The following is a 13641-nucleotide window of genomic DNA, read 5'->3' on the forward strand; positions in this document are numbered from 1 at the left end:
ATCGCGGCCGATCCCGACGGTTCGTGGTGCGGCTTTGCAACGATCAGTATTTGAGTACGGCGAAGTTCTGTTCAGGTGGGTCGCCCCGCACACTTGCCGCCGGTTGCGGAATTCACCGAAACTACACCAAAGAAGCGGAACAATCCCGGTTTGTGCCCGCCGTCGCTCCAAGGTTGTGGCGCTCTATGCTAGCGTAATAGTTGCGTACGCTAGCGTTGTAGTTGGGGACCGATGGCCGCTCGCAAATTGTCGCAAGGGCAGGCCTCGACCCGGGAAGCGCGTCGCCGCTGGCACGAGGAGCGGTCGCTGCGCTGCGCCATCAGGCTGGCCCGCATGGGCTACTGGGAGTCGCAGAGCGCCGCTGCGACCGATCTCTGGATTTCGCCCGAGCTCGCAGCCTTCTACCAATTCGAGACGGTCGACGGCTACGTCCCGATCGCGACGGTGCGCGCACGCTATTTGCCCGAAAGCCGGAAGCTTCTGGAGACGCATTACGGGGCCTGCTGGGCGGAGGGCCAGCCCTATGCCGTGCGGACGCGGCTGCGCAGTCCCGATGGCAGCCTGCTCGACTGCGTGGTGCATGGCGAGCCGGAATTCGACGCGCGCGGTCAGGTTCGGCGCGTGTCCGGCATTGTCCGCGACGTCACCGAGGAGACCTCGGCGCTGCGGCGCCTGGCGGAGAGCGAGCAACGGCTGGCCGACTTTGTCTCGACCGCCTCGGACTGGTGCTGGGAGAGCGACGCCGCCCATCGGCTGCTGCCCTATCCCAAATCGCTCGACGGCAATGCCGCCTTCCAGACGATCGCGTCCGGTGGAAGTGCGCGCTGGGAGCTCGCCTATTCGCCCGAAGACGAAGAGGGCATGGCGCGGCACCGGGCCGACATGGAGGCGCACCGCCCTTTCCGCGACTTCACCTATACGGTGATCGGCCAGGACGGATCGCGCGTCAGCATCTGCACCAGTGGCAAGCCGATCTTCGCCGATGATGGCAGCTTTCTCGGTTATCGCGGCACGGCCAGCGACATTACCCAGCTCAGGGCGGCCAAGGCCTTGCTCGACCAACGCACGCGGGCGCTGGAGGAAGCCCACCGGCTCGGCAAGATCGGCACCTGGAGCTACCGGCTCGACACCGGCCGCACGGTCTGGGCGATCGAGCTCTATCAGCTGCTCGGCTTCGACTCCGATACCTTCGAACCGACCGACGAGAACATCGGGCCGCGTTTCCTGGGCAACGACGCCGATCGCTTCCGCGATGTGCAGAGGAGGGTGCTCCGCACCCGCAGAACCGAGGCCACCGATCTGCGCATCCTGCACGCTGACGGCAGCGCCCGCGATCTGGCAGTGATCTGCAAGGCGGAGGTGGCCCACGACAAGGTCGTCGGCATCATCGGCACCGTGCAGGACGTCACCGAGCGCAAGGAGGCTGAGCGCCAGCTCGAACAGCTCGCCTACAGCGATCCTTTGACCGGCCTTGCCAACCGCGCGCTGTTCACGCGCCAGCTCGCCGCCTTGATCGAGGGCTGCGCTCGCGACGACCGCGGTGCCGCGCTGCTGCTGATCGACCTCGATCGCTTCAAGGAGGTCAACGATTCCCTCGGCCATGCCGCCGGCGACAAATTGCTGATCGAGGTAGCGGCCGCGCTGCGGCAGGAGCTCGGGCCGCGCGCCTTCATCGCGCGGCTCGGCGGCGACGAATTCGCCGTGCTGGCGGAAGGATGCGGCATATCCGATGCCGCGCTGACCGGGCTTGCCGATCGACTCATCGCCAAGCTGTCCGTGCCCGTCGATCTCGCCGAGGGTGAAGCCGTCGTCGGCGCCACCATCGGCATTGCCCGTCTGCCGGAGCATGGGGCGACGGCGGAGGCCGCCGTGCGCAACGCGGACCTCGCGCTCTACATGGCCAAGGAAGCCGGGCGCGGCCGCGCACGCCTGTTCGAGCCGGTTTATGCGCAGGCCGTCGATCAAAGGCTCGACCTCGGCCGGCATCTGCGCCATGCGGTGGAGACCGGCGCCCTCGAGGCCCATTACCAGCCGCAGCTCGACCTGCGGACCGGCAGCGTCACCGGCTTCGAGGCGCTGCTGCGCTGGACCCATCCCGAGCGCGGGCCGATCTCGCCGGCCGAGTTCATCCCGATCGCCGAAAGCTCGGGGCTCATCGTCGATCTCGGCCAGTGGGTGCTGCGCGAGGCCTGCCGGCAGGGCCGCGCCTGGCTCGATGCCGGGTTGCCGCCGCGCTCCGTCTCGGTCAACGTCTCGCCGGCGCAGATCTGGAACGTGGATTTCGAGACGATCGTCTCGGCCGTGCTGGCGGAGACCGGCTTTCCCGCGAAGCTGCTCTGCCTCGAGCTCACCGAAAGCCTGTTTGTCGATCATAGCGAGCAGCGCATCAGCCGCACGCTGACCGCGCTCTCCGGTCTCGGCGTCCGCCTCGCGCTCGACGATTTCGGCTCCGGCTATTCCTCGCTCGGCTACCTGACGCGGCTGCCGTTCCATTGGCTGAAGGTGGACCGCGCCTTCGTCGACGGCATCTCCACCGCACCGGAGAAGCGCAAGCTGCTCGGCGGCATCATCGCTTTATCGCACGGGCTAGGGATGACCGTCGTGGCGGAGGGCGCCGAATTGCCGGCCGAAGTGGACGTGCTCGGCACCCTCGACTGCGACCTCGTGCAGGGCTTCGTGTTCTCTCCGCCCGTCACCGCCGACAAGGCGCCGCTGGTGGCCGCCGGCATCGAGCGCGAGGCGCGCCGGATCGAGCCGAAACGGAATCGCCTTTAGGTGCAATTGTCCTCGGCAATGCGGTTCACCGGCTACGAAAGACAAGTCGAGCAGTGGCCTAACGCGCCTCCGCGGCAATGCGATAGGCTTGATGGCAGGCAACGCAATTCCTCATCGTATCGGCAAGCGTCTTGTTGATTTTTGCCGTCGGCGCGCGCGCAGCCGCTTCCTCGGCGATCTGGTCAAAGCCGCTGCGGACCGAGCCGATCATCGCTTTCCAGGCGTCGCTCTCTTTGGTGGCCAAGGTGGGCGGGCGGGCCAGTGCGGCATTGGCCTTGCGGCCGCGTGCCGCTGCCTCGCGTGCGACCAGATCCAGATCGCCCGAGCCAAGCCCTTCCTCGATTTCCACGACGGTGGTCAGGAACAGTCGCATCTGCTCCAGCACGAAAGCTCTCTCCGCCTCCGTTCGTTGCACGGGCTCTCGTGTATCGGTCGGCTGCTCAGCCCCTGCCGGAGGCGCAATTGCGCCAAGCAATGCAAAGACGGCGATGACGATCGGGGCGATCCGAGAATGCATGGTGCCTGTCCTTCGATTAACGCCGGGCATGATCGAGCCGATAAGCGGCGATGGACGCGCTCGCCGCGGCGAGCATTGTCTGGTGCCGGATCATTTTCGTTCCACCAGAAGGGCTCGACAGTCCGATTCGCCGACATTTTCAGCCGTGTGCGAGGAAGTTAAAGGGCCCGCGCTGGCAACTCCGGCCTTGTTCTTCAGTTCGCGCGCCGTGCCGTCCGGATTGTGGACTCGCACGGTGCAATCCTCGAGCGCGTAGACCACGAAAGGATTCGGGTGTGAATGCGGCTTGTCCGTCGCACCTTTCTTCCAGGTCGCCGTGATCACACGGAAGTTTTGATCTTCGAAGATGACCTTATAGACCGTCGGGTCGGCTTGATAGGAGGGAGGAGCGTCCTGCCCCGCAGCCGAGCCGATCCAGATCGCAGCAATCCCAAGTGCAAACATCGAACGTCTGACCATGATCAAATCCTATGCGGAAGAAATTTCGGGTAGTCGCTAAAGCAGACCTTGGGCGGCGGCATCGTCGCGATCAACCTGTCGCTGCCGGACAATCGACAACTCCCTGCTGCACGCAGCGAAGTTGTCTGTGCCCGCGCCGATTCCGAACATTCCACAGAATCGGCGATCTTCCTCGGCAACCGTCCGCACGAGGTCATCGCGCGCAGCGGCGCGCATGGCAGGACCCGCGATGAACATGGCGTACAGGCCAAAGGCAGCCAGGATCGCAATGAGCACAGCATATGCAAGCGAACGGAGCGGCACGGCAGTTGAGCCGTGCCCGCCGCTGTTGATTTCGGTCATCGAAATTTTCCCTAACTAAAAGAAAATTGAAAAATAGATCGTCCTTTGGGGGCAATGTCGGGCCGCGAACAAAGTCTAGCGGTTTCAAGCGAGATGCAGTCGGAAAACTTTGCGCCTATCGAACAGGCAGAGAAGGAGCCGCAGACAGGATCAGTCCACGAGCAACAGGCGATCGGCGTGCTCGTGCCGAGCCTTTGTCCAATCGCGCATCGCCACGAGGTTGACCGCATCGTGCAGATACATTCCAACTGCAAGGCCACGATCGTAGCTCGCCCAGTGGCGTGGCATGATCTCGATGCTCCGGCCGCCGCGCCCAATGATCCTGACGAGACCGGCCGCCTGCGCAAGGTTCATCAGGTTGCGGATATGGGTTCGCGAAACGCCGAAGCGATCAGCCACATCCATGTAGGGGATGGCTGCGGCCGGATCGCCCACATCCATGGCAGCCTTCAGGACCGCATTCTGAATCAGTGGGCCGGCGGCATGGGAAAAAAACAGCATCGTATCGGGTAGCGTCATCATGAGGCGAACAGAGACCGGAAAGAAGGGCAGGCCCACCCGGCAGTGGGTCGCGTTGAAGGCCTGATTTCGTGACAGTACCGGGCTGTAATCATGATGGGGGTACAATTTGGCAAGCGGTACGAAGTGCGTCGCAAGCCACTCGGCGTGATGCGAGCGTAGCTTGTCCGTGGTTGCCAGGAGCCGCACGCGCCGATCGGCCGGCGCGCGGCTCTGCTCGATAAATCCGACCTCGCAAAGCCGTGCCAGGAGATGATCCACCTGCCGGTCGCTCGCGTGTCCGTGCATATTGAGCTGCCGCTTCAGTGCGGAGACCGTGAACCAGGTTTCGCGTCGCGCCGGATCCTGTGCGGCCTCAAGCACCGCTGCACTCAGGAAGACAAGGAATCGGCCGGCCTGGAGTAGCAGGCGAACCAAGAACGGATCACCCTCGTACAAATCACAGAAGGCCACGATATAGGCGCGTCGCGCCTCCGGCAGGCGAGGATGGCCCACAATCTCCTCGAAGCTCAGCCGCAACTTGCGACCCGCCAGGCGCTCGAGTTCGTCTCTTTCCAAGGCTGCCCCCAGTCTTGAAGCTGCGAGGGTACAAGGCCACCACAAGGCTAGCAATGTCTTTCCTGCAGTTGTGACTTTCAAGTCGGCAAAGGATCGACCGGAATTCGACTATGCTGTTCGGTACGGAATTTCGATGGCGGATATGTTCGCCGAGACGGGCGGTATCGAATTGGATGACCGGCGCTTGACCTCCACGCTACCCTGAGTGCGGCGAGCAGGCGGGCCTCGCCGGAGGTCCGAGCAGGCCCTGCCGGGACGGGCCACGGCAGTAAGAGCAGTGCCGTCCGCGGCGACGCTGCCTTCGGATCAGAAGAGCCTCGTCCCCATCGGGTAGTCCCGCCGCGAAACTGGTTCGATGCTTGAAATCGACTGCGGGGCTGCGGCCGGCGGCTCGATGTGCCGCTCCGAACTGCCGTGTTCGGGCTTGTCATCGATCAACGGGAGCCCTGGCCGGATTCCATCGAGGATAAATTGCGAAGCCAGCGAAGCAAGGATGACGCCTGCGAGACGAGCGATCACATTCGATCCGCCGGCTGGATGTCGCAAAAAAAAATTGCGGGAGCCCTTGAACGCGATTTTTTCGATTCCCAAGTCGTTTGCCGCCGAGCCGGTCCGGACGCTGGTTGCCGGGAGGCCGGAGGAAGTCGGAGCCCGCGACAACGGCGCCGGCGATGACCTTCTGATGAGGCCATCCGCGACGATGGCCGGCTCAAGCTCGAAGGAGAAAGGAGAGACATACCAGGAGACCCAAGATGAGCAGACGCATGCAAACTCGATCGCGAAAAAGCGGGACGGCTGTACTGCATTGGCTCATGTTCGTCCTCAGCTTTCTGACGATCGGATGGATCAGCTTCGTACCGACAGGAGGATGAGATGACCAGGAATCGAAAACCCGTCTCCGCCACGCCGGAGAATTTCAGCCGTAGCCGGAGATTTATCGCCGGCGCCCTCGCATTGGCGATATTGTCGCCGACCGGCGCCACTGCCATGGACAGCACGCCCAAAGCGGTGTCCGATCGAGCCGGCCATGTATTGCCGCTCCCACCCGTCCGCTATCTCGATTCGATGCGCTGGATGGATTGGAAGCCGGACGGGCCGCTGTTCAAGGTCGACACCCTGCTGCTGCCGGACAGCAGCCATCCCGGCATGTTCCGCCTTCCCTGGGATGATGAGCGGGACCTGCCCCGTGTCAGCTGAAGCCGACGAGGCCGAAGATGTCCAAGCCTGCATCCTGGCCGCCCGCATCGCAGGGTGGGCGGCCGCTTCCGCAGAACGTGCGCGTTTTTCTCGTCGACAGCGAACGTCGCGTCGTGTTGCACTGCCAAAAGCTGCTGGCGCAGGATGACCTGCCGGGTGAACTCCGGCAGAGGTTGCTCCGCCTGGCCGCGGCAGCCGAGGACCAGATGCAACGCCTTGCAGGCGCGCACGAGATCAAAGCAGCTTAAAATCAAAGGAGGCGCTTGAAAGAACCGCAGATCTTGACCGCAGTCACAACATCGGGACGCCGGCTGTGGGCAAGTGCGCCCGCCCCGTATCAACAGGAGAACAAAGCCGTATCAGCAGGAGAAGAAACATGGCTATTCGTGATCTCATTCCCTGGACAAAGAACCAGGAGCTTGCGCCCGTGCGCGATACTTACGATCCCTTCATGACGCTGCATCGGGAGATGAATCGTCTGTTTGACGATGTGTTTCGCGGCTTCGGCGGCACCAGTCCGCTCATGGAGAGCCGCTTCGGCTGGCCAAGGCTCGAGCTGAACGATGGCGACAAGAATCTGACCATCTCGGCGGAACTGCCCGGCATGACCGAGAAGGACGTCCAGGTCGAAATTGCCAATGGCGTCCTGACCATCCGCGGTGAGAAGAAGGCCGAGCGCAACGGGGAGGGCAAGTACTTCACCGAGCGCTATTACGGCTCCTTCGAGCGCCAGATCCCGCTCGAGGGCGTGCACGAGGACAGGGCGGAGGCATCGTTCAAGAACGGCGTCCTGACGATCTCCTTGCCGAAGTCCGACAACCCGCGAGAAGGCGTCAAGCGCATCGCTATCAACACCCATTAAAGCATGATCCGGAAAAGTGCGAAGCGGTTTTCCGGATCGTGCTCCAGGCTAAATCATGCGGACGGCGCTGAATGCGCCGCCCGCATTGCTGCGCCCTCGGTGAACGGGCGTTTCCCCGGTCAATGCACCGGGCCGCAGTCTTCATCGGCGCAACCGGGGCCGACGAGAGGTCCCTCGGTGTTTGTTAACGAAAGCCGGAGGCGCCGGGCCCGCCGCTGACGGTCACCAGAAAATTTTCTGCCCCCCTCTTGAAACCAAAAGCGACCTTGCTAATTTTTTTGTCGCCATCGAGCGGTGGCGTCTGGGCGCCGCAAGGGCCCGGGCACTGAGGCGGGCACCGGTCGTGTCCGGTGTCGCTCGTATCCATCTTGCTCTTAGGAGGATTTGGCTATGCGCACTTACGACTTCTCTCCCTTGTGGCGCTCGACCGTTGGCTTCGACCGCCTGTTCGACCTCGCGGAAATGGCCCAGCGGGCCGGCGAGGACAACTATCCCCCCTACAATATCGAACGGCTGGCGGAGGACCGCTATCAGATTTCGCTGGCGGTTGCCGGTTTTGCGCCCGGCGATATCACGATCACGGCCGAGCAGAACGTGGTCACGATCGAAGGCAGCAAGTCCGACAAAACCGAGCGGGACTTCCTCTATCGCGGAATCTCGACCCGCAACTTCAAGCGTCAGTTCAATCTGGCGGACTATGTTCAGGTCAAGAGCGCCGCGTTCGACAATGGCCTGCTCAAGATCGAGTTGGTCCGGGAAATCCCGGAAGCCATGAAGCCGCGCCGGATCGCGATCAACGGCGCACCGGCCGACAACGTCCAGAAGCTCGAAGCCAAGGCAGCCTAGTCAGGGCTCCGGTTGGCAGCCGCGCGACGCGTCGCGCGGCCGCCGCTCATCGTCAATGAAAAGGAGGATACCATGCGGCCGACGACCGCCGACGACAATGTTTTCGACTTCAACGCGCTGCTTCATCCCGGCACCGTCTTCGAGCACCCGAAGGATGTGGTGAATCACCCGGTCCTCACGGTCGCCGAGAAGCGAGCAATTCTGGCATCTTGGGCGTCGGATGCCTCTGCGATCGCATCGTGCCCTTCGATGCGTTCGCCTGCCGGACTGAAGAAGCCGGTTTCGATCGACGAGATCCTGGAAGCGCTGTGCGAGCTCGATGGCGGTCCCCGGAATTCTCCCGGAGGCAAGCCCTGCCGATTGCGCTCTACCGAACGTGCCATTGCTGCCTGAGGCCGGGGGCGGATCATGCTCGAAGCGAACCTGCAACGGCTGCGTGCGCACCGAAGGAATATCGAGCGCTATCGCAGGCTGCTCGCAACGCGTCTTTCGGACCTTGAACGCTGCTATGTCGAGCGCCGATTGAGCGAAGAGCAGGCCTCCGCGACAGGACTTCTGCGAGAGGCGTTCCCCGACCGCATCTGCGCGCTGCTGCCGAGGATCGAGGGACGCACGACAACGCTTGAAATGGCCGCGCTGCTGGACCCGGCCGGCGCATTCGCTCATCCGATGGACGTCGTCGACGACTGCGATCTGACGCCGTACGAGAAGCGGGCAATCCTGTCATCCTGGGCCGCAAACGCTTGCGCGGTTGCAGGCCCAAGCCAACCCGTTCAGGCCAATGCCGTCACCTTCGACGACATCGTTGATGCCTTGAACCTTGTGGGGCCGGAACCAGAGCCCGCCGCCGATCAGGGTAAGGGATCTGGCCCTCATCAGGGGCGCGATGGTCCGGACTCTGTTTCCATTGACGTCTAGGAAGCTCTTGCGAGGGGCCAATGCAGCAAACTGTCTCTCAACTGCAGCCATCCATCAGTAGCGGGCTCACGCACTATCTCGGCCAAATTCGCAAGTTTCCGATCCTGACTCAGGAAGAGGAGACCCGCTTCGCACGGCGCTGGCGTCAGCACGGCGACCGCGATGCAGCCTATCGCCTCGTCACCAGCCATCTGCGTCTCGTCGCGAAGATCGCGATGCGCTACCGGGGCTACGGCTTGCCAATCGCCGACATCGTTTCCGAGGGAAATGTCGGCTTGATGCAGGCGGTGCGGCGCTTCGATCCAGAGCGCGGGATTCGGCTTTCGACCTATGCGATGTGGTGGATAAAGGCGACGATCCAGGAATACGTCCTTCGGTCGTGGTCGCTGGTGAAGATTTCGGCGAGCTCTGCACAGAAGAAGCTGTTCTTCAAGCTGAGGCGGACCAGGAGCGCGATTTCGGCGCTCGATGACGGGGATTTGCGACCGGATCAAGCCAAGACAATCTCTGAACGCCTCAAAGTATCTGAAAGTGACGTCGTGGATATGGATCGTCGCTTGCGCGGCGACGTCTCCTTGAATTCCCGGCTCAACGACGCGCCGCAGGCGGGTGATGCGCTCGAACGACTCGTCGATCCTTCACCTTGCCACGACATCAAGATTGCTGAAGACGAAGAATTGGCGCGACGTCGCGCAGCGTTGCAAGCTGCCATTCAAACTCTCAGTCCGCGCGAAAGACATATCTTTACGATGCGCCAACTCACCGAGGCTCCTCCCAAGCTCGACGCGCTCGCGATCGAGTATGGCATCTCGCGAGAGCGCGTCCGCCAAATAGAGTCGCGGGCATTCCAGAAAGTCAAATCCGCGATGCAACAAGGAGACGCCTGCCAGACGCAGAGCTCCGTCAAATCAACCAACACGCAGTCCGCTCGCCAGGTCTGAGATGTTGACGCCCGTCGTTCTCTCCCTGCTGATTGCAAATACCATGGCCGCAGCCGGAGCCGCCGTTGCGGCCGAGCTAGTCCGCATCCTTGAGGACCCGTACAGGGCAAATTCCACCATGGCAGCAGGCGAGTAAGTCCGCGTCCTGGTCGGATCAAGGCAGGATGAGATCAGGTCGCAGCCGCAGATAGGGCGCGCCTTCCTCTCCCGCCTGTGACGTGCAGGCGAGGGGGATGCGGGGCGCAATTTCGGGATAGTAGAAATATATCCCTGAGTTGCCCGACGTGTCAAGCTGCTTGGTGGAACGCCGGCAGCCGCCGGTTACTGTGCATGGGGTTGTTTTCGATATTTTGGCAGCGCCGCCTGTGCGAAGGCCCCAAAACTCATTCCGCGTTAGTGCCGCACCACCAGCACCGAGCACTTGGCGTAGCGCACCACGTGTCCGGCATTGGAGCCGAGGAAGTAGGTGCGCATCGCCGGGCGGTGCGAGGTCATCACGATCAGGTCGGCCTTCATGTTCGCGGCCTCTTCGAGGATCTCGTGATAAATGCCGCCCTGGCGGACCACGCCGGAGATGCGGGAGGGCGCGATGCCGGATTCGCGCGCGACGATGGCGAGCGCTTCCTCCGATGTTTCACGCTGCTGGCTGTCGAAATCCGCCGGGACATATTCGGCGAGCATCACCGGCGTCATCGGCAGCACGTTGAGCAGACGCACCGTCCCGTTCCATGTTTGCGACAGCGTCGCAGCGGTTGCGATCGCCGGCTTCGCCAGATCGGTGTCGGCGAGGTCGATCGGCACGAGAATGGACTTGTACATCTGCGCCTCCTGTCCGCGATGGGTCTGGAGCCGTTTGGTCCCTGTGCCGGGACGCGCGCTTCTTGTTCTTGACGTAGCCTGTGTGTCGCCGCGAACCGGTCCCCCTGTCGCGCCGGCAGCAATATAGCATGGCAGGGCGGCGCTGTCCGCTTGCGTCAGCCGCGCGAGGCCTGCTTCAACAGTTTGGGGCTGACGAACAGGACGAGCTTGCCGCGCCGGAAGGAGACCTCGTTCCAGTCGTCGGTCGCGAAGTCGAAGACGGCGAGCCCCGAGGTCGGCAGGTTGTCGGCGAGGGCGCGCTTGGCGGCCTCGTCGCCGCTGCCGGTCAGCGTCAGGGCGAGCTCGTGCATGCCGGGATTATGGCCGATCAGCATCAGCCGCTTCGGGTCGGTGACGGACGCCATCCGGATTGCGATCAGCAACTGCGCCGGATCGGCGCCGTAGAGTTCCGGCACGAGTTCGACTTTCGGCGCAGGTCCCGCACCCTTCAGCGCCCCGCGCACGATCTCCCAGGTCTGCGTGGTGCGGACCGCCGGCGATACCAGGGCGAGATTGGGCAAAGGCGGGTGGCGGGCGATCCAGCCGCCGATCTCCGCCGCATCGCGGTGGCCGCGCTCGTCGAGACGGCGGTCCTGGTCCTGCCCCGAAGGCGCGTCGGTTTCGGTCTTGGCGTGACGCAGCAGCAGCAAACGGCGCATGAACTTCCATCTCGATTCGGTCTGGTCGAATTAATTCTACAGGCTCATGCCCCGGACAAGGTGACAAGCGCCGCAGCGGTTCGTAAGAAACGACATGAGCGAGACTACCACAAGTGCGGCAGACAGCCCCGACAAGGCGGCCTCGCCGTCCCGCGACCGTCTGGCATTCGACCTCGACGTCGACATCTGCGTGGTCGGGGCCGGGCTGGCCGGCCTGACCGTGGCACGCGAGGCGGCGCGGCTTGGCGCCAGCGTCGCCGTGCTCGAGGGCCGCCAAATCGGCTGGAACGCCTCCGGCCACCATCTCGGCACCGTGATGCCGGGCTTCGGCCTGCCGATCTCGGATGTGATCGAGCGTGTCGGCCTCGATGATGCCCGCCAATTGTGGGCGCTGTCGAAGGAGGGCGCCGACTATGTCCGCGCCACCGCCACCGAGGATCTGATCCCTGGCATCAGCCCCAGCGACGGCGTGCTCGAAGTTTCCAATGTCGATGTCGGCGAAGCGCTGATCAGCCGCCTGCAGATTTTGGGCGAGGAATTCGCCACCGAGGTCGAAGGCTGGCAGGTCGATCGCGTGCGCAGCGTGCTCCGGACCGGGCGCTATTTCCACGGCATCTTTTATCCGAAGGCGTTCCAGATCGACGGCCGCAAATATGTCCATGGTCTCGCCGCGCTGGCGATGCGGGCGGGTGTGCGGATCTTCGAGGAGACGCCGGTCGTCAGCATCGATTTTTCGGGCATCCGCAAACGCATCGTGACGCCGACGGCGCGGCTGCGCGCCAACCATATCGTGCTCGCCGGCAACATCCATCTCGGCGCGCCGCTGAAGCGCCTGTCGGATACGCTGCTGCCGGTGTGGCGCTACGCGGCGTTGACCGAACCGCTCGGAGAACGGCTGGCGGAGGCGATCGCCTTTTCCGGCTCGGTCCTCGACAGCGACGGCATCGACCATTTCCGCGTCGTCGACGGCGATCGCCTGCTGTGGGCCAGTCCCGAGACCACCTGGGACGCGCGGCCGAAGCGGCTTGGTGCGGCGGTGCAGCGTCGCATCGCCACGGTGTTTCCCCAGCTTGGCAAGGTTCCGATCGCCGACACGTTCGGGGGCGCGGTCGGCGTCACCGTGCACGGCATGCCGCAGATCGGGCAGTTGCGCAGGGGTCTGTGGGTGGCGAGCGGCTTCGGCCGGCAGGGGCTCAACACCTCGGCGCTCGCCGGGCAGCTGATCGCGCGCAGCATCCTGTGGGGCGACGACCGCTGGCGGCTGTTTTCGCCGTTCGAACTGGTCTGGGCCGGCGGCACCACCGGCCGGGTCGCCGGTCATTTCATCGGCCTGTGGGCGAGGGGCGCCGCATCCGCGGCGGGCGTGCTGGCGCGTTACCGCGAGGGTGCGCGTGCGAAGGAGCAGCGTCGCGAGGCGCGGCTGGCCGAGGCCAATCTCAAGGCGGGAACCCGGGGGCCGGCGCCCCGCCGCCCGCCGCCGTCCGCCGTGCGGCCGGTGCCGCCACCCGCGCCCCGGCAGGCCGAGGATGTTCATCCCTCGCAAGAAAGTGAGCGGATCTCCGACGAGCGGATGTAACGTCCGGCGGCGGGGTTCGTATTTGGTGACGAGCCAGTCTTGTTCGCCAGCTTTGGCCGTCCGCATCGGAGATGATTGATGATCGATCGCCGCATCCTGCTTGCTTCCGTCGCCGGCCTGTTCGGCCTCGCCGCCTTCCGCTGGCTGCGCGCCTCGCCGGCACACGCCGCCGAGAAATTCGAGATCGAGAAGACCGACGCCGAATGGCGCGCGCAGCTGACGCCGCAGCAATACGAGATCCTGCGCAAGGAAGGCACCGAGCGGCCGGGATCGAGCCCGCTGCTCAAGGAGCACCGCAAGGGCACCTTCGCCTGCGCCGGCTGCGACCTGCCGTTGTTTTCGTCCGAGACCAAGTATGAGAGCGGCACCGGCTGGCCGAGCTTCTGGAAGCCGCTGGACAATGCGATCGGCACCACGTCAGACCGCACCTTCGGCATGCTGCGCACCGAGGTGCATTGCCGCCGCTGCGGCGGCCATCTCGGCCACGTCTTCGATGACGGCCCGAAGCCGACCGGGCTGCGCTACTGCATGGACGGATTTGCGCTGGTGTTTCACCCGGCCGCGCCCTCGGCGACCTGACGCCACAATCGTCCCGGCAATTGTTGCCGGCCCGG

At 64.0% G+C, this 13641-nt stretch carries 17 protein-coding genes; 11 read left to right on the top strand and 6 right to left on the bottom strand.

The genetic code is table 11. The annotated features are described in order from the left end of the window. Window positions 1-231: 231 nt before the first annotated feature. Window positions 232-2775 (top strand): EAL domain-containing protein, encoded by a 2544-nt coding sequence (locus ACVISU_RS35010; RefSeq protein WP_456709985.1) that lies wholly within the window; start codon window positions 232-234, stop codon window positions 2773-2775. Between the two features lie 58 nt (window positions 2776-2833). Here the strand turns inward: ACVISU_RS35010 and ACVISU_RS35015 are convergent, their stop codons facing one another. The 4 genes from ACVISU_RS35015 to ACVISU_RS35030 form a co-directional block, all read right to left on the bottom strand. Further along, window positions 2834-3292 carry a hypothetical protein gene (locus ACVISU_RS35015; protein ID WP_456709986.1) on the bottom strand — a complete coding sequence of 153 codons (459 nt, stop codon included), beginning with the start codon at window positions 3290-3292 and terminating at the stop codon, window positions 2834-2836. A 90-nt stretch (window positions 3293-3382) separates the two neighbouring features. Beyond that, entirely contained in the window at window positions 3383-3751 is a 369-nt protein-coding gene (locus tag ACVISU_RS35020) for a cupin domain-containing protein (RefSeq protein WP_050403659.1), read from the bottom strand. Between the two features lie 36 nt (window positions 3752-3787). Further along, on the bottom strand, window positions 3788-4093 hold the full coding sequence (locus ACVISU_RS35025; RefSeq protein ID WP_050403519.1) for a hypothetical protein: 306 nt from the start codon (window positions 4091-4093) through the stop codon (window positions 3788-3790). A gap of 150 nt (window positions 4094-4243) precedes the next feature. Beyond that, window positions 4244-5170 carry a helix-turn-helix domain-containing protein gene (locus ACVISU_RS35030; protein WP_050403518.1) on the bottom strand — a complete coding sequence of 309 codons (927 nt, stop codon included), beginning with the start codon at window positions 5168-5170 and terminating at the stop codon, window positions 4244-4246. Between the two features lie 355 nt (window positions 5171-5525). Between ACVISU_RS35030 and ACVISU_RS35035 the strand changes: the two genes are divergently transcribed. The 8 genes from ACVISU_RS35035 to rpoH all read left to right on the top strand — a co-directional run bounded on the left by ACVISU_RS35035 (window position 5526) and on the right by rpoH (window position 9934). Then, window positions 5526-6047 carry a hypothetical protein gene (locus tag ACVISU_RS35035; protein WP_456709987.1) on the top strand — a complete coding sequence of 174 codons (522 nt, stop codon included), beginning with the start codon at window positions 5526-5528 and terminating at the stop codon, window positions 6045-6047. Further along, the gene (locus tag ACVISU_RS35040; RefSeq protein ID WP_456709988.1) at window positions 6044-6367 is read left to right on the top strand and encodes a hypothetical protein; all 324 of its coding nucleotides are present in this window, start codon (window positions 6044-6046) and stop codon (window positions 6365-6367) included. Before ACVISU_RS35035 ends, ACVISU_RS35040 begins: the two co-directional genes overlap by 4 nt. Before the next feature lie 17 nt (window positions 6368-6384). Continuing rightward, complete coding sequence (locus ACVISU_RS35045) at window positions 6385-6615, top strand: hypothetical protein (RefSeq protein WP_456709989.1); 231 nt, start codon at window positions 6385-6387, stop codon at window positions 6613-6615. Window positions 6616-6743: 128 nt separating this feature from the next. Beyond that, a complete protein-coding gene (locus ACVISU_RS35050; RefSeq protein ID WP_456709990.1) occupies window positions 6744-7229 on the top strand; it encodes an Hsp20/alpha crystallin family protein in 486 nt (161 codons plus the stop codon). 390 nt (window positions 7230-7619) lie between these two features. After that, the gene (hspD, locus tag ACVISU_RS35055; RefSeq protein ID WP_050403512.1) at window positions 7620-8075 is read left to right on the top strand and encodes a small heat shock protein HspD; all 456 of its coding nucleotides are present in this window, start codon (window positions 7620-7622) and stop codon (window positions 8073-8075) included. Between the two features lie 72 nt (window positions 8076-8147). Beyond that, the gene (locus tag ACVISU_RS35060) at window positions 8148-8468 is read left to right on the top strand and encodes a hypothetical protein (protein WP_050403658.1); all 321 of its coding nucleotides are present in this window, start codon (window positions 8148-8150) and stop codon (window positions 8466-8468) included. 15 nt (window positions 8469-8483) lie between these two features. Further along, the gene (locus ACVISU_RS35065; protein WP_050403511.1) at window positions 8484-8993 is read left to right on the top strand and encodes a hypothetical protein; all 510 of its coding nucleotides are present in this window, start codon (window positions 8484-8486) and stop codon (window positions 8991-8993) included. A 20-nt stretch (window positions 8994-9013) separates the two neighbouring features. Next, the gene (gene rpoH, locus ACVISU_RS35070) at window positions 9014-9934 is read left to right on the top strand and encodes an RNA polymerase sigma factor RpoH (RefSeq protein ID WP_456709991.1); all 921 of its coding nucleotides are present in this window, start codon (window positions 9014-9016) and stop codon (window positions 9932-9934) included. Between the two features lie 393 nt (window positions 9935-10327). Here the strand turns inward: rpoH and ACVISU_RS35075 are convergent, their stop codons facing one another. Continuing rightward, window positions 10328-10753: a universal stress protein gene (locus ACVISU_RS35075; protein WP_050403509.1), complete on the bottom strand. Its 426-nt coding sequence runs from the start codon at window positions 10751-10753 to the stop codon at window positions 10328-10330. Between the two features lie 155 nt (window positions 10754-10908). After that, window positions 10909-11451: a SixA phosphatase family protein gene (locus ACVISU_RS35080; RefSeq protein ID WP_050403508.1), complete on the bottom strand. Its 543-nt coding sequence runs from the start codon at window positions 11449-11451 to the stop codon at window positions 10909-10911. A gap of 94 nt (window positions 11452-11545) precedes the next feature. Here ACVISU_RS35080 and ACVISU_RS35085 point away from each other — a divergent pair, with 94 nt between their 5' ends. Then, window positions 11546-13027, top strand: a complete 1482-nt coding sequence (locus tag ACVISU_RS35085; RefSeq protein WP_456709992.1) for an NAD(P)/FAD-dependent oxidoreductase — start codon at window positions 11546-11548, stop codon at window positions 13025-13027. A gap of 78 nt (window positions 13028-13105) precedes the next feature. Next, window positions 13106-13606 carry a peptide-methionine (R)-S-oxide reductase MsrB gene (gene msrB, locus ACVISU_RS35090; RefSeq protein ID WP_456709993.1) on the top strand — a complete coding sequence of 167 codons (501 nt, stop codon included), beginning with the start codon at window positions 13106-13108 and terminating at the stop codon, window positions 13604-13606. Window positions 13607-13641 lie beyond the last annotated feature (35 nt).

The organism is Bradyrhizobium sp. USDA 4452, from assembly GCF_054063575.1.

Coding starts and splice junctions, on each gene's coding strand:
- ACVISU_RS35010 (WP_456709985.1), top strand. CDS start 232: ATGGCCGCTCGCAAATTGTCGCAAGGGCAGGCCTCGACCCGGGAAGCG.
- ACVISU_RS35015 (WP_456709986.1), bottom strand. CDS start 3,292: ATGCATTCTCGGATCGCCCCGATCGTCATCGCCGTCTTTGCATTGCTT.
- ACVISU_RS35020 (WP_050403659.1), bottom strand. CDS start 3,751: ATGGTCAGACGTTCGATGTTTGCACTTGGGATTGCTGCGATCTGGATC.
- ACVISU_RS35025 (WP_050403519.1), bottom strand. CDS start 4,093: ATGACCGAAATCAACAGCGGCGGGCACGGCTCAACTGCCGTGCCGCTC.
- ACVISU_RS35035 (WP_456709987.1), top strand. CDS start 5,526: ATGCTTGAAATCGACTGCGGGGCTGCGGCCGGCGGCTCGATGTGCCGC.
- ACVISU_RS35040 (WP_456709988.1), top strand. CDS start 6,044: ATGACCAGGAATCGAAAACCCGTCTCCGCCACGCCGGAGAATTTCAGC.
- ACVISU_RS35045 (WP_456709989.1), top strand. CDS start 6,385: ATGTCCAAGCCTGCATCCTGGCCGCCCGCATCGCAGGGTGGGCGGCCG.
- ACVISU_RS35050 (WP_456709990.1), top strand. CDS start 6,744: ATGGCTATTCGTGATCTCATTCCCTGGACAAAGAACCAGGAGCTTGCG.
- hspD (WP_050403512.1), top strand. CDS start 7,620: ATGCGCACTTACGACTTCTCTCCCTTGTGGCGCTCGACCGTTGGCTTC.
- ACVISU_RS35060 (WP_050403658.1), top strand. CDS start 8,148: ATGCGGCCGACGACCGCCGACGACAATGTTTTCGACTTCAACGCGCTG.
- ACVISU_RS35065 (WP_050403511.1), top strand. CDS start 8,484: ATGCTCGAAGCGAACCTGCAACGGCTGCGTGCGCACCGAAGGAATATC.
- rpoH (WP_456709991.1), top strand. CDS start 9,014: ATGCAGCAAACTGTCTCTCAACTGCAGCCATCCATCAGTAGCGGGCTC.
- ACVISU_RS35075 (WP_050403509.1), bottom strand. CDS start 10,753: ATGTACAAGTCCATTCTCGTGCCGATCGACCTCGCCGACACCGATCTG.
- ACVISU_RS35080 (WP_050403508.1), bottom strand. CDS start 11,451: ATGCGCCGTTTGCTGCTGCTGCGTCACGCCAAGACCGAAACCGACGCG.
- ACVISU_RS35085 (WP_456709992.1), top strand. CDS start 11,546: ATGAGCGAGACTACCACAAGTGCGGCAGACAGCCCCGACAAGGCGGCC.
- msrB (WP_456709993.1), top strand. CDS start 13,106: ATGATCGATCGCCGCATCCTGCTTGCTTCCGTCGCCGGCCTGTTCGGC.